19 protein-coding genes are annotated in these 20,288 nt (G+C 69.3%); 6 read left to right on the forward strand and 13 right to left on the reverse strand.

Annotated elements, in window-relative coordinates:
• Positions 1–8 precede the first annotated feature (8 nt).
• Complete coding sequence (locus VF106_RS05520) at positions 9–1,544, forward strand: alpha-amylase family glycosyl hydrolase (protein ID WP_330838458.1); 1,536 nt, start codon at positions 9–11, stop codon at positions 1,542–1,544.
• 13 nt (positions 1,545–1,557) lie between these two features.
• On the opposite strand, the gene VF106_RS05525 is transcribed toward VF106_RS05520, so the two are convergent.
• Positions 1,558–3,255, reverse strand: a complete 1,698-nt coding sequence (locus VF106_RS05525; protein WP_330838459.1) for an IlvD/Edd family dehydratase — start codon at positions 3,253–3,255, stop codon at positions 1,558–1,560.
• Between the two features lie 234 nt (positions 3,256–3,489).
• On the opposite strand from VF106_RS05525, the gene VF106_RS05530 reads away from it, so the two are divergent.
• Positions 3,490–3,711: a hypothetical protein gene (locus tag VF106_RS05530; protein WP_414638870.1), complete on the forward strand. Its 222-nt coding sequence runs from the start codon at positions 3,490–3,492 to the stop codon at positions 3,709–3,711.
• Positions 3,712–4,218: 507 nt separating this feature from the next.
• Positions 4,219–4,347 carry a hypothetical protein gene (locus VF106_RS05535; RefSeq protein WP_330838461.1) on the forward strand — a complete coding sequence of 43 codons (129 nt, stop codon included), beginning with the start codon at positions 4,219–4,221 and terminating at the stop codon, positions 4,345–4,347.
• 576 nt (positions 4,348–4,923) lie between these two features.
• Here the strand turns inward: VF106_RS05535 and tuf are convergent.
• The 12 genes from tuf to VF106_RS05595 form a co-directional block, all read right to left on the reverse strand.
• Entirely contained in the window at positions 4,924–6,111 is a 1,188-nt protein-coding gene (gene tuf / locus VF106_RS05540) for an elongation factor Tu (protein WP_330838462.1), read from the reverse strand.
• A gap of 375 nt (positions 6,112–6,486) precedes the next feature.
• Positions 6,487–8,553: a putative bifunctional diguanylate cyclase/phosphodiesterase gene (locus VF106_RS05545; protein WP_330838463.1), complete on the reverse strand. Its 2,067-nt coding sequence runs from the start codon at positions 8,551–8,553 to the stop codon at positions 6,487–6,489.
• Positions 8,554–8,838: 285 nt separating this feature from the next.
• The gene (gene pucD, locus VF106_RS05550) at positions 8,839–11,160 is read right to left on the reverse strand and encodes a xanthine dehydrogenase subunit D (protein ID WP_330838464.1); all 2,322 of its coding nucleotides are present in this window, start codon (positions 11,158–11,160) and stop codon (positions 8,839–8,841) included.
• A complete protein-coding gene (locus tag VF106_RS05555) occupies positions 11,157–12,512 on the reverse strand; it encodes an 8-oxoguanine deaminase (protein ID WP_330838465.1) in 1,356 nt (451 codons plus the stop codon). Before VF106_RS05555 ends, pucD begins: the two co-directional genes overlap by 4 nt.
• Positions 12,509–12,982: a (2Fe-2S)-binding protein gene (locus VF106_RS05560; RefSeq protein ID WP_330838466.1), complete on the reverse strand. Its 474-nt coding sequence runs from the start codon at positions 12,980–12,982 to the stop codon at positions 12,509–12,511. The genes VF106_RS05555 and VF106_RS05560 overlap by 4 nt, the downstream gene beginning before the upstream one ends.
• The gene (locus VF106_RS05565) at positions 12,982–13,833 is read right to left on the reverse strand and encodes an FAD binding domain-containing protein (RefSeq protein ID WP_330838467.1); all 852 of its coding nucleotides are present in this window, start codon (positions 13,831–13,833) and stop codon (positions 12,982–12,984) included. The genes VF106_RS05560 and VF106_RS05565 overlap by 1 nt, the downstream gene beginning before the upstream one ends.
• A gap of 3 nt (positions 13,834–13,836) precedes the next feature.
• Positions 13,837–14,691: a factor-independent urate hydroxylase gene (pucL, locus tag VF106_RS05570; protein WP_330838468.1), complete on the reverse strand. Its 855-nt coding sequence runs from the start codon at positions 14,689–14,691 to the stop codon at positions 13,837–13,839.
• Between the two features lies 1 nt (position 14,692).
• The gene (gene uraH, locus VF106_RS05575) at positions 14,693–14,989 is read right to left on the reverse strand and encodes a hydroxyisourate hydrolase (protein WP_330838469.1); all 297 of its coding nucleotides are present in this window, start codon (positions 14,987–14,989) and stop codon (positions 14,693–14,695) included.
• Positions 14,986–15,477, reverse strand: coding sequence for a 2-oxo-4-hydroxy-4-carboxy-5-ureidoimidazoline decarboxylase (gene uraD, locus VF106_RS05580; RefSeq protein WP_330838470.1), 492 nt, complete (start codon positions 15,475–15,477; stop codon positions 14,986–14,988). The genes uraH and uraD overlap by 4 nt, the downstream gene beginning before the upstream one ends.
• 158 nt (positions 15,478–15,635) lie before the next feature.
• On the reverse strand, positions 15,636–16,016 hold the full coding sequence (locus VF106_RS05585; protein WP_330838471.1) for a RidA family protein: 381 nt from the start codon (positions 16,014–16,016) through the stop codon (positions 15,636–15,638).
• Positions 16,016–16,774 carry an IclR family transcriptional regulator gene (locus VF106_RS05590; RefSeq protein WP_330838472.1) on the reverse strand — a complete coding sequence of 253 codons (759 nt, stop codon included), beginning with the start codon at positions 16,772–16,774 and terminating at the stop codon, positions 16,016–16,018. The genes VF106_RS05585 and VF106_RS05590 overlap by 1 nt, the downstream gene beginning before the upstream one ends.
• The gene (locus VF106_RS05595; protein WP_330838498.1) at positions 16,771–17,703 is read right to left on the reverse strand and encodes a sugar kinase; all 933 of its coding nucleotides are present in this window, start codon (positions 17,701–17,703) and stop codon (positions 16,771–16,773) included. The genes VF106_RS05590 and VF106_RS05595 overlap by 4 nt, the downstream gene beginning before the upstream one ends.
• A gap of 136 nt (positions 17,704–17,839) precedes the next feature.
• Between VF106_RS05595 and VF106_RS05600 the strand changes: the two genes are divergently transcribed.
• The 3 genes from VF106_RS05600 to VF106_RS05610 all read left to right on the forward strand — a co-directional run bounded on the left by VF106_RS05600 (position 17,840) and on the right by VF106_RS05610 (position 20,221).
• Entirely contained in the window at positions 17,840–19,141 is a 1,302-nt protein-coding gene (locus VF106_RS05600; protein WP_330838473.1) for an amino acid deaminase, read from the forward strand.
• An 18-nt stretch (positions 19,142–19,159) separates the two neighbouring features.
• Positions 19,160–19,780: a bifunctional 4-hydroxy-2-oxoglutarate aldolase/2-dehydro-3-deoxy-phosphogluconate aldolase gene (locus VF106_RS05605; RefSeq protein ID WP_330838474.1), complete on the forward strand. Its 621-nt coding sequence runs from the start codon at positions 19,160–19,162 to the stop codon at positions 19,778–19,780.
• 69 nt (positions 19,781–19,849) lie between these two features.
• Complete coding sequence (locus VF106_RS05610; protein WP_330838475.1) at positions 19,850–20,221, forward strand: DUF1707 domain-containing protein; 372 nt, start codon at positions 19,850–19,852, stop codon at positions 20,219–20,221.
• Positions 20,222–20,288: the final 67 nt, after the last annotated feature.

A 20,288-nucleotide genomic window follows, 5' to 3' on the forward strand; every position in this document is an offset into this window, starting at 1 on the left:
GAGTGTCCATGGCCGTGCCAGCGTGGCTCGCCGAAGCAGTGCTGTACCAGATCTACCCGCAGAGCTTCGCCGACAGCAACGGTGACGGCATCGGCGACCTGAACGGCATCGAGTCCAAACTGGACTATCTGTCGTGGCTCGGCGTGAACACCGTGTGGCTCAACCCGTGCTTCGCCTCCCCCATGCGGGACGCCGGCTACGACATCAGCGACTACTACGCGATCGACCCGCGCTACGGCAGCCGCGACGACCTGGCCAAGCTCGTGGACTCCGCCTCCCGCAAGGGAATCCGGGTGCTGCTCGACCTGGTAGCCGGGCACACCTCCGACCAGCACGAGTGGTTCGTCCGCTCGGCCAACGATCCGTCCGACGACCGTTACATCTGGGCCGACCGGCAGACGACCGGCTTCGAGCCATCACCCGGTGAGCGAACCGGCTTCTACCTGCCGAACTTCTTCCCGGTGCAGCCCGCGTTGAACTTCGGCTACGGCCGGACGAACCCGGACGAGCCGTGGCGCCAGCCCGTGGACGCGCCGGGGCCAATGGAGAACCGGCAGGCGTTGCGGGACATCATGGACTACTGGCTGCGGACGGGGATCGCCGGTTTCCGCGTGGACATGGCTTCGTCGCTGGTGAAGGACGACCCCGGCCGGAAGGAGACGGCCGCGCTGTGGCGGGACCTGCGCGGGTGGCTCGACCACGCGCACCCCGACGCGGCACTGTTCTCCGAGTGGGCCGTGCCGCAGGTGTCGGTGCCGGCGGGGTTCCACGCGGACTTCTTCCTGCACTTCGGCAGCAGCCAGGCGTTCCGGTCGCTGTTCCACAACGGCGCGATCTACGACCACTCGTTCCGGCCACGACCGTGCTACTTCGACGGTTCCGGCGCGGGCACGGTGTCGGACTTCCTCGCGGAGTGGGCGACCGCGATGACCGTGATCGGCGACAGCGGGTACATCGTCCTGCCGACCGCGAACCACGACTACCCGCGGCTCGTGGCGGGTTCACGGACGGCGGAGGGGGCACGCGGGGCGCTGGTGTTCATCCTGACGTGGCCGACGCTGCCGGCCATCTACTACGGCGACGAGATCGGCATGCAGTACCAGCCCGGCCTGCCGGACCACGAGGGCAGCGTGCTGGGATTGCCGTGGGCGGGCTACAACCGGGCCGGCTCGCGGACGCCGATGCAGTGGGACAGCGCCGACCCCGAGGTGACCTACCTGCCACCACACCCGTCGCCGACGCGGCCGAACGTGGCTGACCAGCAGGCGGACCCGTCGTCGACGCTGAACCTCGTGCGGGAGCTGATCGCCCTGCGCAAGGCGAACCCGGAACTCGGCGCCTCGGGCAGCGTGGAGATCCTCAACCCCGGCTACCCGTTCGTCTACCGACGTGGCGACCGGTTCACGGTCGCGGTGAACCCGGCCTTCGAGGCGACGACCACGGACATCCCGATCACGGGCACACAGGTGCTCGGCCATGGCACGTCACGGGACGACGGTCGACTCCACATGACGGGCTCTAGCTACGCGATCTTCGCGGATTAGCGTTTTGGGGTTGTCAGTGTGACTCGCGGGTCGGGGGTGTGGTGGTGGCGCCGCGGAGGAAGTCCAGGTCCGCGCCCTCGTCTGCTTGGAGTACGTGGTCGATGTACAGGCGTTGCCAGCCACGTGCCGGGGCGGCGCACGCGTCCGCGGTGGCCTGGGCGATTGGGCGTTCGGCCAGGTCTGGCACCTCCACGTCCAGTCGGCGGTCCGGGACGTCCAGCACGATCGGGTCACCCGTGCGGACGCGTCCCAGCGGGCCGCCGGCCGCCGCTTCCGGGGCCACGTGCAACACGACCGTGCCGTAGGCGGTGCCGCTCATCCGCGCGTCGCTGATCCGCACCATGTCCCGCACGCCCTTGGCCAGCAGTTTCGCCGGGAGTGGAAAGTTGCCGACCTCCGGCATACCCGGGTAGCCCTTCGGACCGCATCCTCGTAGCACCAGCACCGAGTCCTCGTCGACGTCGACCGTGTCGATCGTGGCGTACATGTGTTCCACGGAGTCGAACACGACGGCCCGGCCCCGGTGGGTGAGCAGCGCCGGGGTGGCCGCCGCCGGTTTGATCACCGCGCCGGACGGGGCCAGGTTGCCGCGCAACACGGCGATGCCCGCCGACTCCTGTAGCGGCGCCGACCGGGGACGGATCACCGTGTCGTCGTGGATGCGGGCCGTCTCGAGGTACGACTCGAGCGGCTGGCCGGTCACCGTGATCGCGTCCGGGGACAGCAGGTCGGCCACCTCGCGCAGCACGGCCAGCAGACCGCCGGCTCGGTGCATGTCGTCCATCAGGTGCCTGCCGGCCGGCTGGAGGTCCACCAGCAGGGGCACGTCCGCGCCGGTGCGGTCGAAGTCGTCGAGTGACAGGTCGACGCCGAGGCGACCGGCAATCGCCAGCAGATGCACCACCGCGTTGGTCGAACCGCCGATCGCCGCGAGCGCCACGATCGCGTTGAGGAACGACTCGCGGGTGAGCACCGTGCTGGGCCGGCGGTCCTCGTCGACCAGCGACACCGACAGCTTGCCCGACTGGTGCGCCATCTCCAGCAGGCCGCTGTCGGGCGCTGGCGTGCCGGCGAGCCCGGGGATGGTCATGCCGAGCGCCTCGGTCACGCAGGCCATGGTGGACGCGGTGCCCATCGTGTTGCAGTGCCCCCGGCTGCGGATCATGGACGACTCCGACCGCATGAAGTCGTCGCGGGACAGCGTGCCGGCCCTGACCTCCTCGGACAGTCGCCACACATCCGTGCCGCAACCGAGCGGCACGCCGCGAAAATGCCCGGTCAGCATGGGTCCGCCGGGCACGACCAGCGCTGGCAGATCCACCGAGCACGCGGCCATCAGCAGTGCCGGGATGGTCTTGTCACAGCCGCCGAGCAGCACGACGCCGTCGATGGGGTTGGCGCGCAGCATCTCCTCGGTGGCCATCGCGGCGAGGTTGCGGAACAGCATGGCCGTCGGCCGCAGCAAGGTCTCGCCGAGCGACATGACCGGCAGGTGCAGCGGAACACCACCGGCCGCCCACACTCCGTCCGCGACGGACTTCGCGACCTCGGTCAGGTGTGCATTGCACGGAGTGAGGTCGGATGCGGTGTTGGCGATCGCGATGTGCGGCCGACCGTCAAACGCCTCCCTCGGCAGGCCCCGACGCATCCAGGCGCGGTGAATGTAGGCGTTGCGGTCGTCTCCGGCGTACCACTGCTGACTACGGCGCATGATCGAACCGTACCTTCGGGTGCCTCACTTTTGGGCGACGTGAGTATCTGCGTGGACGTGGGGCACTCCTTGTTGGTAACAATCCGTTAGTGAGTTCGATGCAACCAACGGGGGACATCGAACATCCAACGAATTGTCGGTCCCACCTGATACACATACTCCACAGGCACTCGAAGACAACCGGGGAACATGATGTCCGCGCTAGCAGAAGGTCTGAACCACAGAGCCCTGTCCATGCTGAGAGCCGTCGTCGCCGGGCGCGCGCAGATCAGCTGTTCAAGGGAGCCCGACCTGTTCATCGACGGCGTGCCGTGCTGCGACCAGTACCTTGCGCACACGCTCGCACACGACGGGTTCATCGAGCCGGCATACCAGGGGACTGTCGGCACGCGCGTGCCCGCCACGCTGACCGACGCCGGGGAGGCGGCCCTCGCGCCGACCACCGCCGCCGCCTGAGTTCTGATAACCCCGGTTGCCGGACAACTGGGAAAACGGCAAAAACTGCAGTTGTAATCGCTCCACTACACGGCGCAAACCTCTTTAGCGCAGTTAAACAATCGGCAATTGCCGGCAATCGGTAACACGTCACCAGTGTGGGACGATCCTGTTTACGCAACGATGTGGTTGACGTAAAGGCTGGGGGCCGATGAAGGGCACGAAGATCGCCGTTGGACTCGTGATCGCCTGGGCAGTGCATCGGGCGTGGCACGCGGACGAGCGCATCGAGAGGGTTGCCAGCAAGAGCCGGTCGGCGCCGCACCGCAGGACGGTCGGCCACTCCCGGGCGGGCAGGGCAAGAACCCGCCCGAGGGCGGCTGCCTCCAGCCGCTGACCCCTGCGTTCAGTCGTCGGGCGCTACTGACTGCGCGACCTGGTCAGGCCCAGCTGCGCCCACATTTGGACACTAGCTCTCGCCGCAGCAGGGTTCGAGGGTTCCAGCAAGATCACGTTCATGATCAACGCATGGGCCTGCTGATGGGCAAGCACGACATCGCGGTGTGCGGTGGCGCGTTCGCCCTCGCCCCACGCGGCACCGTGCTGTTCTCGAACTCCAGGACCTGTCCAGGCCCACCGGCACAGATGGTTGCGTAGGCATCCCCACCCATACCCGCAGGGGTTCGTCAAAGTCTTGTTTCTCCTGGAGGGCGAGCTGGGTTGCGCCGCCCGGTGCTGACATCTTGAGGGTGCCCTTGAGGGCATCCGGGAACCGGCCTTGGGCGAGGGCGGTGTCCGCGAAGCGGGCTTCGCCCGCTCCTGGCGTGTGGCGAGTGCAGCTGAGCAAGATCCCCGGCGAATCTGGAGTGAGCGCCCCACAAGGGGATCTCGGAGCCGCGCCTCCCAGGCCGAACGAGTGTCACATCCAGCGCGAACCCGACCTGTACAGAACCCCACCCATTCCCGGGGGGCCACCCGAAGCCATCGTACCAAGCCACACCGACAAAACCCCTGGCCGCGGCGGCCTGTGGACAACTTTCGCTGGCCAGTCCGAGCGAAAGGGACACTCGTGCGCCCAACCGACGCGCCGGAGTCCTGAGGGTGCCCCTTCGAGACGCTCAGCGTCCTGTGAATGCCGCTCGGGACACCGCACCGCGCTCGCCATGAAGCACTCAGCGCCACTCGCGGCTGCGCCGGCCGGCCTCCTCTGAGTGAAGAGACCGGCCGGCGTCGTCAACCGAGCAGTTCGCGAACCGTGCCCGCGCCGACGGTCCGGTTACCCTCGCGGATCGCGAAGCCCAGGCCGACGTTCATCGGGATCGGCTTGCCGAGTTCGACGGCCATCTCGACCGAGTCGCCCGGGTGCGCGAAGTCCGTGTCCCGCAGGGTGACCCTCCCGACCACGTCCGTGGTGCGGAAGTAGAACTGCGGCTGGTAGCGGCTCGCGAAGCCGGTCGTCCTGCCGCCCTCCTGTGTGGACAGGAGGTAGACCTGCGCGACGAACCTGGCGTGCGGCGCGACGGAACCAGGCGCGCACAGCACCTGCCCGCGCCGCACGTCCTCGCGGCGGACACCGCGGAGCAGCACCGCCGCGTTGTCGCCCGCCTCGGCGCGGTCGAGCGTCTTGCCGAACGTTTCCAGGCCGGTGACCACGCTCGTCCGGGTGTCGCCGAGGCCGACCACCTCGATCGACTCGCCGAGCGTGACCGCGCCCTGCTCGATCGCGCCCGTCACGACCGTGCCGCGGCCGGTGATCGTGAGGACGTTCTCGATCGGCATGAGGAAAGGCTTTTCCACAGGCCGGAGCGGTACGGGCACGTGCTCGTCGACCGCACGCAGGAGGTCCACGATCCGTTGTGTCCACTGTGGCTCGCCGCGCAGCGCACCAAGCCCGGACACGCGCACGATCGGCGTCGTCTCGCCGTCGAAACCGTAGCGGGACAACAGTTCCCGCAGTTCCAGCTCGACCAGGTCGAGTATTTCCTCGTCGGTGACGAGGTCGGCCTTGTTGAGCGCGACGACCACGTGCGGCACCCCGATCCGGCGCGCCAGCACCACGTGCTCGCGGGTCTGCGGCATGGCGCCGTCCTGTGCCGACACGACCAGGATCGCGGCGTCGAGCTGGGCCGCGCCGGTGATCATGTTCTTCACGTAGTCGGCGTGGCCGGGCATGTCGACGTGCGCGTAGTGGCGCGTGGCGGTCTCGTACTCGACGTGCGCGATGTTGATCGTGATGCCGCGGGCCTGCTCCTCCGGCGCGCGGTCGATGCCCTCGAACGCGACGTAGGAGGTGGTGGCCGGGTCGAGCTCGGACAGCGTCTTGGTGATCGCGGCCGTGAGCGTCGTCTTCCCGTGGTCGACGTGACCCATGGTGCCGATGTTGAGGTGCGGCTTGGTGCGCACGAACTGCTTCTTGCTCATCGAAGATTTCCTTGGCATGGACGGATGACCGGAGAACCGTGTGGCAGACCCACCCTCCTCGGCGGGTTCCCCGTGTTCAGGCCACGCGGAGGAGGGTCAGAGTCGGGCGCCGTCCAGCGCCAGGGCAGCCGTGACGGCACCCGGCAGGGCAGCGCCCGCCGAGGTATCGATCACGACCACCAGGAACATGCCGCACAGGATGGCAGCGCGGTATCGGTCGCGTCATCCGATTTTTGTTGAACTCAGGGGTCCACTTTGTTGGACACGCGGGTCTCCAGCGTTGGACACGCGGACGTGTCCACAGGCGAGCGCCACGGCGACCGGAACTGTCGGTGGTCGCCGGTACCCTGGAACCCGGGGGCCGGAGGCCGCCCCTCAGGCCAGTGGGAGGGATGAGGCTGGGCCTGCCGTGCCGGTGTAGCCGCCCAGTACGGTGTCCGCGCCTACCTCGCGCCACCAGTTGAACTGTTCCTCGGTTTCGATGTCGCCCACGATGACCGGGGTGTTGTTGCCGCGGACCAGTGGGACCAGGTCGCGGATGGCGCGGGTGAACAGCGCGTTCTCGCTTGCGTGACACGCGACGCGGTTGACCACGCGCCTCGACATCCTGATCGAGTGGATCGGCAGGTCCTCCAGGCAGGCGAGGTCGCCGCTGGTGGTGCCGAACTCGTACAGCACCATCGACAAACCGAGATCCACCAACACGTTCAGGTTGTCCTCGGCCAGGCCGTCGAGCATGCACAGTGCCTGCACCGGCATGCCGAGCCACAGGTCGGTCGGTGCCAGGGCGGCGTCGGACATCACCGCCTGCACGGTGGCCACCAGATCCGGGTCGCCGGCCAACTCCTTGGTCAGCTCGACGTACAGCACCGGCCGCCCTGGCAGGGACTTCAGCTCCTCGCACGCACGGCCGAGCATCCAGCGGCCGATGGGCAGCGACAGCCCGGTCTCCGCGAGTGCCTCCAGGCACTGCCCGTGGTCCAGCGGGCCGTCCTCGTGGTCCCACCGCAACGTCGCCTGCACGGCGACGACCTTGCGGTCCGCCACCGACACCAGCGGCTGGAACTCCAGCTCGATCTCGCCGGTCTCCCACGCGCCGGGCATGCTGCTCGCGCGGTTGAAGCGTTCGCGGTCGGCGGCGTTCTGCCGCTCGTCGACCATGCCCCATTGTCTTCGACCGACCGCCTTCAGCCGGCGCAGCGTGATGTCCGTGGCACGCAACAGTTCTTCGGGCGTCGAGTCCGGCTTCGGGTCGTGCAGCACGGCGATCGTCGCGGTGGCGGCGACGCCGCGGTCATCGACGAACACCGGCTCGGCCAGCTCCTCGTTGATGCGCATCGCCATCGTCGAGCACGGCGGCGTCGACGCCTGGTGCTCGATCAGCACGCCGAACTCGTCGCCGTCGAAGCGGGCGATCGTGGCCTTCTCCTCGGCGAACATGTCGAGCAGCCGACCCGCGACGGTCTGCAGCAACCGGTCACCGACGTGTCGGCCGAGCCCGTCGTTCACCGCGTGGAAGCCGTCGAGGTCGATGTGCAGGACCGTGAGCTCCTCGGCCGGGTGCTGCCCGGACAGCGCCTCCTCCAGCCGTCCCTCGAACCGGCGCCGGTTGGGCAGCCCGGTGAGTGAGTCGTGAATGGACTGGAACCGCAGCTGGCTCTCGAGGTCGTGCTTCTCCGTCACGTCCTCGACCGTCGTGACGTAGTAACGCGCGCTGCCGTCCGGATCGCGCAGCACCGACGCCGACAGGTAGACCAGCGCCTCCTCGCCGTCGCGCTTCACCAGCCGGCGGCGCTCCCGGAACGGCACGGAACCGTCCTCGTGCAACACCTGGTACCGCAGCCGCAGGTAGGCGACGTCGTCCGGGTGGAAGATCTCGTCCAGCTGGCCGACCGCCAGCTTTCCCTTGTGCTCCAGGATGGTGGCGAGCGCCCGGTTGCTGCGGATGACCGCGAAGTCCAGGTCGGTGATCGCCATGCCGACGCTGGAGGTGGAGAAGACCTCCTCGAACCGCGCCTCGCTGTCCCGCAACGCGCTTTCGGCGTTCTCGCGGGCGCGGATCAGCGCGAGCGTCAGGGTTTCCTGCTCTTCGGAAAGACGTTGCCGCATGGCCTCGGCGAATCCCTTGGCGAGCGCGCTGAACACGAGCACGAGCCGGCCGGGTAGCCCGACGAGGTCCCTGACCTCCGACAGCTTCGGCATGTGCGCACCCAGTACTTTGATGGTCGACTCGACACATTCTGGGCTGGTCAAACCCAGGTCGACCAGCTGCTCCGCGATCGCGATCACAGGATGGTCGGCGAACGGCTCCGCTTGCATGGCATCGACGAGATCGTCGAGTGCCTTGATCAGCTCGCCCTCGACGTCCTCGCGTGCACGCGCGATGTAGATGACCTGTTCCAGCGCCTCCGCCCACTCCCGCGCAAGCTCAGGTCGATCCACCGGAGCCTTCCAGTGGCCACGTCATTGGTTGTCCTTCTCCGGTTCAGCGGGTTGTGACATTACCAGTGAATGCGCAACCCCTCTGCACCCAAACGGGGACCAATCACCGATGTTGTGGACACCCTACGTGTCATCATGTAGGCCATTCAGGTGAACTACCCTCGGTAGTGGTCGCTATATTGGGCACACCGCGCACGGAATGCGACTACGCTCCAGCAATGCCGGAGGGTAGCCAGCACATTACTGACTACCAGCTCCGAAGGCAGTAGGCCAGCACTGATTTCGTCACTCTCCGATAGTTTCGCCGGCAGAACCGCGGCCCTGGTGAGTAAGAATGTGCTCGGGCCGCACGGGAACCCTGGTCAGCGCCACCCCCGTCGCCGCACGAATGGCCGCCACGATCGCCGGTGTGGACGACAGTGTCGGCGGCTCACCGACGCCCCGCAGCCCGTACGGCGCGTGAGGATCGGCCCGCTCCAGCACATCGATCGACATCGGCGGCATGTCAAGCACGGTCGGGATGAGGTAGTCCGTGAACGACGGGTTGCGCACCATGCCGTCGACGACCTGGATCTCCTCCATCACCGCGAGGCCGAGCCCCTGAGCCGACCCGCCCTGGATCTGCCCGAGCACGGCATCGGGATTGACGGCCTTGCCGACGTCCTGCGCGCACGCCAGCTCCACGACCCGCACGAGCCCCAGCTCGACGTCAACGTCGACGACCGCCCGGTGCGCGGCGAACGCGTACTGCACGTGGGCGAACCCCTGACCAGTCAGCGGGTCGAGCGGTGTCGTCGGGCGATGCCGCCACTCGACGGTCCGCTCGACGGCCTCGTCACCGAGCACGTCGACGAGGTCCGCGAGCACCTCCTGCGAGGCCGACACGACCTTCCCGCCGGCCAGCCCGCTCGCGGCGATCCCCTGCTCGACCGCTCGTTCCAATACAGCCGTACGGACTTGTTCGCACGCCGCCTTGACCGCGCCACCTGTCACGTAACTCTGCCGGGACGCGGAGCTGGAACCGGCGGAACCGACGAACGTGTTCGACGGCTGGATCTGCACCCGCTGCACGCCGAGCTCGGTCCGCGCGATCTGCGCCTTCAGCGTCACCAGTCCCTGACCGACCTCCGCGGCGGCGGTGTGCACCGACACCACGGGCTCGCCGGCTATCACCTCGAGGCGGACCCGTGCGGTCGAGTAGTCGTCGAAACCTTCGGAGAAACCGACGTTCTTGATACCCACCCCGTAGCCGACGCCTCGCACGACACCCTCGCCGTGCGTGGTGTTGGCGACGCCGCCGGGCAGCTCCCGCAGGTCACGGGGGCCGGTCGGTCGTGCGGGCATCGGCTTGGCCCGCACGCGTTCCAGCAGTTCCGCGACCGGGGCCGGCGCGTCGATCACCTGTCCGGTCGGCATCGTCGTGCCGCGTTCGGCCGCGTTCCGGATCCGCAGGTCGACAGGGTCCATGCCGAGTGCCTCGGCGAGCTTGTCCATCTGCGACTCGTAGGCGAAGCACGCCTGTACCGCGCCGAAACCACGCATGGCGCCGCACGGCGGGTTGTTGGTGTAGACGCCGTAGGCGTCAATACGTACGTTCGGGACCCGGTAGGGCCCGGCGCCCAGCGTGCCCGCGTTGCCCGTGACGGCCGAGGTGGTCGAGGCGTACGCGCCGCCGTCGAGGATGATCTCGGCCCGCACGTAGACGAGGTCGCCGTCGCGGGTGGAACCGTGCTCGTAACGCATCAGGGCCGGGTGCCGGTGGACGTGCCCGAAGAACGACTCCTCCCGGCCGTACACGATCTTGATGGGCTTGCGGGTGCGCAGCGCGAGCAGGCACGCGTGGACCTGCATCGACAGGTCCTCCCTGGCGCCGAACGCGCCGCCGACGCCGGCGAGGTGCAGCCGCACCTTCTTCTCCGGCATGCCGAGTGCGCGGGCGACCTGCCGCTGGTCGGCGTGCAGCCACTGGGTCGCGATGTAGAGATCGACGCCGCCGTCCTCGGCCGGCACCGCGAGCCCGGACTCCGGACCGAGGAACGCCTGGTCCTGCATGCCGACCGTGTACTCGCCGGACACCACCACATCGGCTTGCGGCGACTCCTCGCCGAACCGGATCGGGCAGTGGCGGACGACGTTGCCGCCCTCGTGTCCCGGGTGCAGGACCGGCGCGTCCGCACGCATGGCCGCCTCGGCGTCGGTGACCGGGGTCAGTACCTCGTAGTCGACGGCGATGGCGGCCGCTGCGCGGCGGGCGGTCTCGGGGTGGTCGGCGGCCACGATCGCGACCGGCTCGCCCTGGTACCGAACGACATCCACGGCGAGCACGGGCTGGTCGGCGTGCTCCAGCCCGTAGAGGTTGTCGCCGGGCACGTCCTCGTGGGTGAGCACCGCGTACACGCCCGGCAGCTTCAGCGCCCCGGTGAGGTCGACGTTTCTAATACGTGCGTATGGGTGCGGGCTGCGGAGCGTGGCGCCCCACAGCATGTCGTCAGCCCACAGGTCGGAGGAGTACGCGAACTCGCCCCTGGTCTTCTGTGCGCCGTCGGGCCGTAGCGGGCTCTCACCGATCCCGCCGGTGACAGTCGCGGTCGGCTGCGTGGTGGTCATGAATACTCCGCGAGCCGCTTCGACGCGGCCGTGAGCGCGGCCGCCGCCTCGATCTCGTCCACGCCCTGGCACACACCGTCCTCGACAACCGTGGAGCCGCCGGCGAGCAGCAGCTTCAGCGGCGGCAGCTCCCCGAGTACCAGGGCAGCCACCGGATCGGCGATGCCGGCGTGGGCCATGGTGTCCAGCCGCCACACCGCGAGGTCGGCCTGCTTGCCCGGTTCCAGGGAGCCGATCTCGTTCGCCCTGCCGAGGCACTTGGCGCCGCCCATGGTCGCGAGCCACAGCCCGTCGCGTGCGGTGGCGGAGTGCGGGCCCTTCTTCAGCCTGGCGAGATAGACGGCCTGCCGCAGCTCGATGCCGAGCGAACCGTCCTCGTTGGACGCCGCGCCGTCGGCGCCGAGACCGACCGGTGAACCCGCGTGCACGAGGTCCTGCACCCGTGCGATACCGGCGCCGAGGCGGGAGTTCGAGGTCGGGCAGTGGGCGACGCCGGTACCGGTCGCGCCCAGCCGGGCGATCGCGTCGTCGTCGAAGTGGATGCCGTGCGCGAGCCACACGTCGTCGCCGAGCCAGCCGAGCCGGTCGGCCAGTTGCGCGGGCGTGCAGCCGTGCTCGTCGAGGCACTGGCGTTCCTCGTCCAGAGTCTCGGCCAGGTGGGTGTGGAGCCGGACTCCCTTGTCCCTGGCCAGTTTCGCCGCCTCCGACATGAGGTCGTCGCTGACCGAGAACGGGGAGCACGGGCCGACCGCGACCCGCAGGAAGGAGTCCGGCGACGGGTCGTGGAACCGGTCGATGGCCTCGGCGGTGCCGGCGAGCGCGCCGTCCAGGGATTCCACAATGGAGTCCGGCGGCAGGCCGCCCTGCGACTCGCCGCGGTCCATGGAGCCACGCACGGCATGCATCCGGATGCCGACCTGACGGGCCGCCTCGATCATCGCGCCGAACACGTCGCCGCCGTCGCGGGGGAACACGTAGTGGTGGTCGGCGGCGGTGGTGCAACCGGTGCGGGCAAGGCGGGTGAGACCGGCGACCGCGGCCGCGTGGGTGATCGGCTCGTCGATGCCGGCCCACACCGGGTACAGCTCGACGAGCCACTCGAACAGTGTGGCCTGCTGTGCGTAGCCGCGGGTGGCCCACTGGTACAGGTGATGGTGGGTGTTCACGAACCCAGGCGTGACAAGGCATCCGCTCGCGTCGATCCGCCGGTCGGCCGGCCCGTCCGCCTTGCCGGGGCCGACCGCCTCGATCACGTTGTCGTTGACGACGACGTGCCCGTTCTCGTACTCGGTGCCAGCCTCGGACTCCCCGTCGACCGTGGCGATCGCGGCGTTCTCGATAACGATCCTCACGACCCGTCCCTCACTTTCGCCGCCGCCAGCCGCACCGCGTCGAGGATCTTCTCGTAACCCGTGCAGCGGCACAGGTTCCCGGCGAGCGCCTCGCGGATCTCCGGGTCGGTGGCGTCGGGGTTGCGGTGCACGAGGTCGTGTGCGGCCACCACGAGACCGGGCGTGCAGAATCCACATTGGACGGCACCGGTGCGGACGAAGGCCTCCTGCACGGGATCCAGCTCGTCCTTGGCGGCCAGACCCTCGACCGTCTGTACGGACCGGCCCTCGACCTGACCGGCGGCCACCAGGCACGCGCACACCGGAGTACCGTCGAGGTACACCGTGCACGAGCCGCATTCCCCTTGCTCACAGGCGTTCTTGGCGCCGGGCAGGCCGAGCCGCTCCCGAAGGACGTACAGCAGGCTCTCGCCCGGCCAGACGTCGTCGGCGGTGCGCTGCTCGCCGTTGACCTCCACGTTGACCCGCACTATCCGGTCACCTCCTGCCATACCCAGCCAAGCGTGCGGCGACCGAGCACGGACAGCGAATGCCGGCGGTAGGCCGCGGTGCCGCGCACGTCGTCGATGGGCCGCGCCGCCGCGCCGACCAGCCGACCGAACTCGTGGGAAATACTGTCCGGCAAAGGATCCCGAGACTCCCACGGCAGCTCGGCGGCCGCGAACTCCTCGGCTTCGGTTGCCCGCAGCGGTGTCGGGCCGGCCGAGCCGATCCCGGTGCCGACGGTCCGTGCGGCGGGGTCGAGCGAGATCGCGAACGAGCACACGGCGATGACCATCGCGTTGCGCGTGCCGACCTTCGCGAACTGCTGTGGGCCGGGTGCCCTTGGCACGGTGACCGCGGTGATCAACTCGTCTGGCGCGAGCACGGATCGCTTGGGACCGGCGAAGAATTCGTGGATCGACACCTCGCGGGTGCCCCGGGTGGACGCGACCTCGACCATGGCCGTGGTGGCCAGCAGTGGCGGGTGCGCGTCCCCGGCCGGTGAGGCGGAACCGAGGTTGCCGCCGACCGTGCCGCGGTTGCGGATCTGCGGCGAGCCGACCGTGCGGGACGCCATCGCGAGCCCCGGCAACTCCTCGCCCAGCTCGGTGACGATCCTCGTGTACGGCACGGTCGCGCCGAGCCGGATGTGGCCGTCGTGCTCGGTCCACTCGGCCAGTTCGGCGATGCGGCCGAGGTCCAGCAGTGCCGCGGGACGGCGGACGTCGAAGTTCAGCTCGACCATGACGTCCGTGCCGCCGGCGATGGGCACCGCGTCGGGGTGCTCGGCCTTCACCGCCAGCGCTTCGGCCACAGTGGAGGGTTGGTGGAAGTCCATCCGTCACCACCAGGCCAGGCCGGGATCGGTGGCCCCGTCCCGGACGACCGAGCCCTCGATGAGCCCGTAGGGCCGGTCCGCGGCGTGGAACACCTCACCCGGGTTGTCCAGCTCGAACGGGGACAGGTCGACCAGGAAGTGGTGCTTGTTCGGCAGGGCCAGCCGGACCTCGACCAGCTCGTCCCGGTGCCGCAGGGCACGCTCGCCCATCGCGTACAGGGTTTGTTGCAGTGACAGGGAATGCGTGTCGGCGAACGCCTCGAGGAGGTGCTTCGTGGTCTCGCGATGCGACTCCGCCCAGTCGAGGTTGTCGGCACTCTCGTGCCGCCAGCGTGCCGTCAGCGCGGTCGCGAGGATGCGGTCGTTCGTCTCGGGGAGGGTGGTGTAGGCGTCCTTGTGGAAGCCGTGGAACTCCGACCCCGTGGTGTTCATGACCACCAGATCGTCCACTCCGGACACGACGGTCCTCACCGTGCCGTCGAAGGTGGCGGTGGTGGTTCGTGTGCCGGTGCCGCGGACGAACGAGTGGTGCCCGCGCCGCTCCCACGTGTACTGCTCGATCTTCACGCGGGCCCGGCGGATCGTCGGGGTGTTCGTCACGAAATGCGTGGCCAGCCGCAGCGCGAAGTCCTCGATCTCACCGACACCGTCCCGCGCGAACGCGTAGACCGTGTTCTTCTGCGTGTCGGTGGGCAGCACGCCGGAGTTGTCGCCGGTCAGGTGGGTCGCGGCGAGGTCACCGGACAGCGCGGTGCTGACGTTGAGGTCGGTCACCTCGTGGCGGTCCGGGTGCCGGTCCACCCGCACGAGGCGGGTCTCGGCCTTGCCGTACTGGTTGTCCCCGAGCCTGATGTCCACGTCAACTCCCCCGGTAGGTCGAGTAGCCGAACGGGCTGAGCAGCAGCGGCACGTGGTAGTGACTGTCGTCCGTGACCCGGAAGGCCACGGTGACCTCGGGATAGAACTCGCCACCGACCTCGAAGACCAGCCGGTAGACCCCGGGCTCCGCGGTGTCCCAGCCGCTGATCCGGCCGTCGTCGTCGGTCCGCTCCTCGGCGATGGTGCGCCACCCGTCGTCGTGCAGCTCCAGCCGCACGCGGATATCGGGCGCGGGCCGCCCTTTACTGGTGTCGAGCACATGCGTGGAGAGACTCATGAAAACGCCTTCCCGAGCCGCAGGTCGACGATCTTGCGCAGCTCCTCACGGACGACGTCGCGTTCGGTCCCCGGATCGTTGCCGAGCCGGGTGCGAAGCGCGGTGAGCACCTCCTCGCCGGACAGCCCGGTGGCGCAGATGAGGAAGACGTGGCCGAACCGCTCCTCGTAGGCGACGTTCCCGGCGACGAGGTCGTCACTCGGTGTGGCGCCGGCCTGCTCGTCCCGTGACCAGGCGGCCTCCGTGCTGTCGCCCGCGGCCCGTTCCCCGATCCGCGGATGCGCGGCGAGCGCCTGCTCGACATCGGCCCACCCGAGGGCCCTGAGCACCTGCTCGGACACACTCCGCAGTTGGGCGAGATCGTGGTACGGGCGCCGGGCGAGAAGCTCGTCCGCCCACCGGCGAGAGGCACAGCAGGCAAGCAGATCCTGCTCGGCCGCGACCGGCTCTTCGAGGTTCAGCCGGTCGAGCGCTGACTGATCGGGCATCCTCGGAACTCTACTGTTCCAAGGACCCCGACGCCGCCCAGCACGCCGGCCGGCATTCCAGCGGCGTGGCCTCCGGCCCCCGGTTCAACGCTACCGGGGGCCACCGACGGTCAGGCGGGTGCGGACGGGAGTTGTCCACAGCCGCGGCCGGGCCGGGGTCAGTCGAGGACGGCCAGTGCGTCGATCTCCACCAGGAGGCCCTCCGGGAGGCCGACGTACACGGTGGTCCTGGCCGGGAAGGACTCCTCGAAGAACTCGCGGTACGCGTCGTTCAGCTCGGCGAAGTGGGCCACGTCGGTGAGGTAGACGCGGCACATCACGACGTCGGAGAAGGTGGCGCCGCCCGCCTCCAGGACTCGCCGGATGTTGGTCATGACCTGGCGCGTCTGCTCGGTCACGGTGGTGCCGACGAGCTCGTTCGTCGTGGGGTCGACGGCTACCTGGCCCGCCACCTGCAGGATGTTGCCCTTGCGGATGCCGTGGGTGAGCGGCACCAGCGGGATCTTCGTGCCTTCCGGGTGGATCGCGACCTTCGCCATCAATTGCTCCTTTTCAGACCGGTGTAACCGCACTCGGCCGACGCCCTTTCGGCGGCGGCCAACAGGGTGGGGACCAGCGCCAGCAGTCCGTCGAGGTCGAGCAGAACCTGCGGCACCGACAGCGACATCGCCGCCACCACCGCACCGCGCGCGTCCCGGACGGGGGCGGCGACGCAGTGGATGTGTTCCTCGTGCTCCTCGTTGTCGACGGCGTACCCGCGCTCGGCCACCCTGGCCAGCTCCGCCAGGTACGCGCGTGGCGTGGTGATCGTGTTGGGCGTCATCTTCTCGTACGAGAGCGACTTCGCGAGCGCCTCACGGTCCGCCGCCGGCATGGCCGCCACGAGGACCTTCGCGACGGCCGTGCAGTGCAGCGGGGCCCGCCGGCCGATCCGCGAGTACATCCGCACGTTGTGCCGGCTCTCGTACTTGTCGACGTAGATCACCTCGCCGTCCTCGTAGGACGCGAGGTGCACCGTGTGCCCGGTCTCGGCGTTCAGCTCCCGCAGCGCCGGCTCGACGCTGCGCCGCACGTCCCGCTCGTCCAGCGCCTGGAACGCCAGCGCGAACAGCGACGTGCCGAGCTTGTAGTACCGCACGCCCTCGCGCTGCACGAACCGGTGCGACTCCAGCGTCCGCAGCAGTCGCAACACGGTCGACTTGTGTACCGACAGCCGCTCCGCCAGGTCGTCGAGTGTCTTGTGTCCGCCGGCCAGCTCGTCCAGCAGGACGAGTGCGCGTTCGAGGCTCTGGCTCATGAAGTCACACCCAAGGAGATGTGCGCGGCGGCCCACTCGTCCGGCGATGCGCCGAGCAGCGACTCGACCAGGTCCTCTGGCAGTGACGGGCCGACGTCGTGGTGGGTCAGGAGCGCGGTCGCGGCCCTCAGGTGGCCGGAGCGCAGCCGCCGCTCCGGCGACCAGCCGGCGAGGGTGCCGTACAGGAACCCGGCCGCGAAGGCGTCGCCGGCGCCGACCGGCTCGACCACGTCCACCTTCAGGGCCGGCTGGAACACGGGCGCGGCCGAGCCGTCGAACACGGTCGCGCCGTCGGCGCCCTGCTTGACCACCAGCGTCGCCGGCTCGGGCAGCAGCGCGCGGATCTCCGTCGGCTTCTCCACGCCCCACACGCGTTCGGCCTCGTCCGCGCCGACGAACACCACGTCGGCGGCCGCCGCGAGGTCCCGCAACACCGCCGGATCCCGGTCCGTCCACAGCGCCGGGCGCCAGTTCAGGTCGAACGACAGCAGGAACGAGCGCGACGCCGTGGCAAGTGCCCGCATCAGTGCCAGGCAGCTGTCCGACAGCGCCGGGGTGATCCCGCTGGTGTGCACGACCCGCACCTCGTCGAGCGGCAGCCCGTCGAGAAGCGCCGGTCCCATGCCGGACGCGGCCGAGCCACGCCGGTAGTAGCGGACGGGACTGCCGGAGGCGTCGCTTTCCTTGATGTACAAGCCGGTCGGCCGTGCCGGGTCGATCACGACGCCCGACGTGTCCACGCCGAACGACTCGACGGCGCGCACAACGGCCCGACCGAACGCGTCGCCACCCACGGCGCTCACCCAGGCGGCGCGCAGGCCGAGCACGGCGAGATGGCAGGCCACATTGGACTCCGCGCCACCGATCGTGCGCGTCCAGGTGACCACCTCGTCGGGCGGACCTGGCACGGCGGGCACGAACAGTGCCATGGTCTCCCCCAGGCAGAGCACCTCCGCTGAACCCACTGCCGTCCTCTCGCGTTGACTGGTCGGGCGAGGAGATGCTACACAAGCCGGTGGCACATAGCGCAATAGGCGTTGCGAAATACGCAATCATGAGGTGGGCATGTCGCACATCACGCCGGGCCGGATCAGCCAGGTGGCACTCGACGCACTCCTCGACGAGCCGCTCGACTGGCGGTTCAAGGGCCTGCCCACCGCATTACAGGGACTGTCCATCCGGGACACCAGGGAACGCGGGCTCAACCTGTTCCGCGACGGCTTCCTGCCCCCCGTCACCGTCCTCGACGAGCAGGCGCTGAACCACAACATCGCCACGATGGCCGCCCTGTGCCGTGACCACGGTTTCGCGCACGCGCCACACGGCAAGACGACGATGGCACCGCAGCTGTTCGCGAGCCAGTTCGCGCACGGCGCGTGGGGCCAGACTGCCGCGACGGCGAGCCAGGTGCGGATCTACCGGGCGTTCGGCGTCAACCGGATCATCCTCGCGAACGAGCTGGTGGACGCGGCCGCGTTGCGGTGGCTCGTCGCCGAGCTGGACGCCGACCCCGGGTTCGAGTTCACGGCATGGGTGGACAGCGAGCGCGGCGTCGACCTGATGACCGAGGCCGTACGAGCCGCTGACCCGACGCGACCGGTCGACGTGCTGATCGAGCTCGGCGTTCCGGGCGGCAGGACCGGGATCCGGGACCGGACAACCGCGCTGAAGGTGGCGGAGGTCGTGGCCGCGAGCCCGGTGCTGCGGCTGACCGGGGTCGCGGGCTACGAGGGAGCGGTGACCCACGACACGTCGGCGGAGGCGCTCGCCTCCGTCCGCGCACACCTCGCCGACCTGCGCGCGCTGACCCTGGACCTGGCCGAACTGGGCCATTTCGACGGCCTTGACCAGATCATCGTGACCGCAGGCGGTAGCGCGTACTTCGACCAGGTCATCGAGGTGCTGGGCGAGCCGTGGCCGATACCGGTGCTGCCGGTGCTGCGCAGTGGCGCCTACATCACGCACGACGAGGGGTTCTACGGGCGCACGTCGCCGCTCGGCGACCATCCCCGCATGGGCAGCCAGCCGTTCCGGCCGGCGGCGCGGGCGTGGGCGCAGGTGATGTCCCAGCCTGAGCCGGGGCTCGCGCTCGTGACGGCCGGCAAGCGGGACGTGCCCTACGACATCGACCTGCCGGTCCCGGTACTACGCCGTTCCGGGGACGCCGTCGGCCCACTCACCGGCGCCACCATGACCGAGATCAACGACCAGCACGGTTTTCTCCAGGTGGACGGGACGCTCGAGGTCGGTGACTGGGTCGCGCTGGCGCTTTCCCACCCGTGCACGATTTTCGACAAGGTGCCGATCCTGCCGGTGGTCGGCGCGGACGGTGAGACCGTCGTCGACCTGATTCGCACGTTCTTCTGACTCCAGGGAGCACATCACATGGACCTGCTGGCCGAACTCTCCACGCGCCGCGCGCTGTGCATCATCCGCGCGCCGGAGATCCCCGACCCGGTTGGGCTCGCGCGGACGCTCGTCGAGGCGGGCTTCCCGATCGTGGAGTTCGCGCTGACCACCCCCGACGCGCCACGGCTGATGGAACAGGCGTCCCAAGTGGAGGGTCTGATCCTCGGCGCCGGCACGGTCATGTCGGCGCAGGACGCCCGCGACACGATCAACGCGGGTGCGAAGTTCCTGCTGACACCGGGAATCCGTCCCGCGGTGGCCGAAGAGGCGGTGCGGCAAGGGGTTCCGGTCGTGCTGGGCGCGATGACGCCGACGGAGGTCTTCACCGCCATCGAACTCGGTTCGACGGCGGTGAAGGTGTTCCCGGCGGCCCGCATGGGCCCGGCCTACTTCGGCGACCTGCACGGCCCATACCCGGGTACACCACTGGTGGCCACCGGTGGCCTGAACGCCGAGAACGCGGCATCGTTCCTGGCCGCCGGCGCGCTGGCGGTGACCGCGGGAAGCGGAGTGGTCGGACCAAAACTGGCCGCGGAGTCCCGTTTCGACGAGATCAGCATGCGTGCGAAGGAGTTCCTCGACGCCATAGCGCTGTGAACGCGCCTTTCACCGCGCGGACGACGAGACTCGGCGGAGGTGCGTCGGCGCGGTCCTAGACTGACCGCTATGCAGCCGGACGAAACGGACAGCACGTGGGCGGACAGCGCGGACCGGAAGGTCGTGCTCCGCGCGCTGGCCGAGCACCGGGAAGAGGAGCGGCTCACCGAGACCGAGTACGAGCGGCGCCGTGACCTCGCCAGGAAAGCGCAAACCCAGGGTGACCTGCGCGCGCTCTTCGCCGATCTGCCGCCGCCACACCCGCTGATCGGCGAGGCGCCTGCCGCGCGGCGGCCCCGGATCAACGACACCGGAGTGCTGCTCATCTCCGGCGGGGCCGTCGTCGTCGCGGCGGTCATCGCCGGCTGGTGGGCGCCGGCGTTGATCTTCAGTGGCGTGCTCGCGGTCGCGACCGTGCTGACCACCGCGAGAAAACGCTGAGAAACCAAATGGTTTAGACCCTTGTGTGCGGCCAGACCAGCCGCTTAGCATCCGTTGCAAATCGCAG

Origin of the sequence: Actinophytocola sp., from assembly GCF_036378875.1 — a bacterium.
Classification (GTDB): domain Bacteria; phylum Actinomycetota; class Actinomycetes; order Mycobacteriales; family Pseudonocardiaceae; genus Actinophytocola.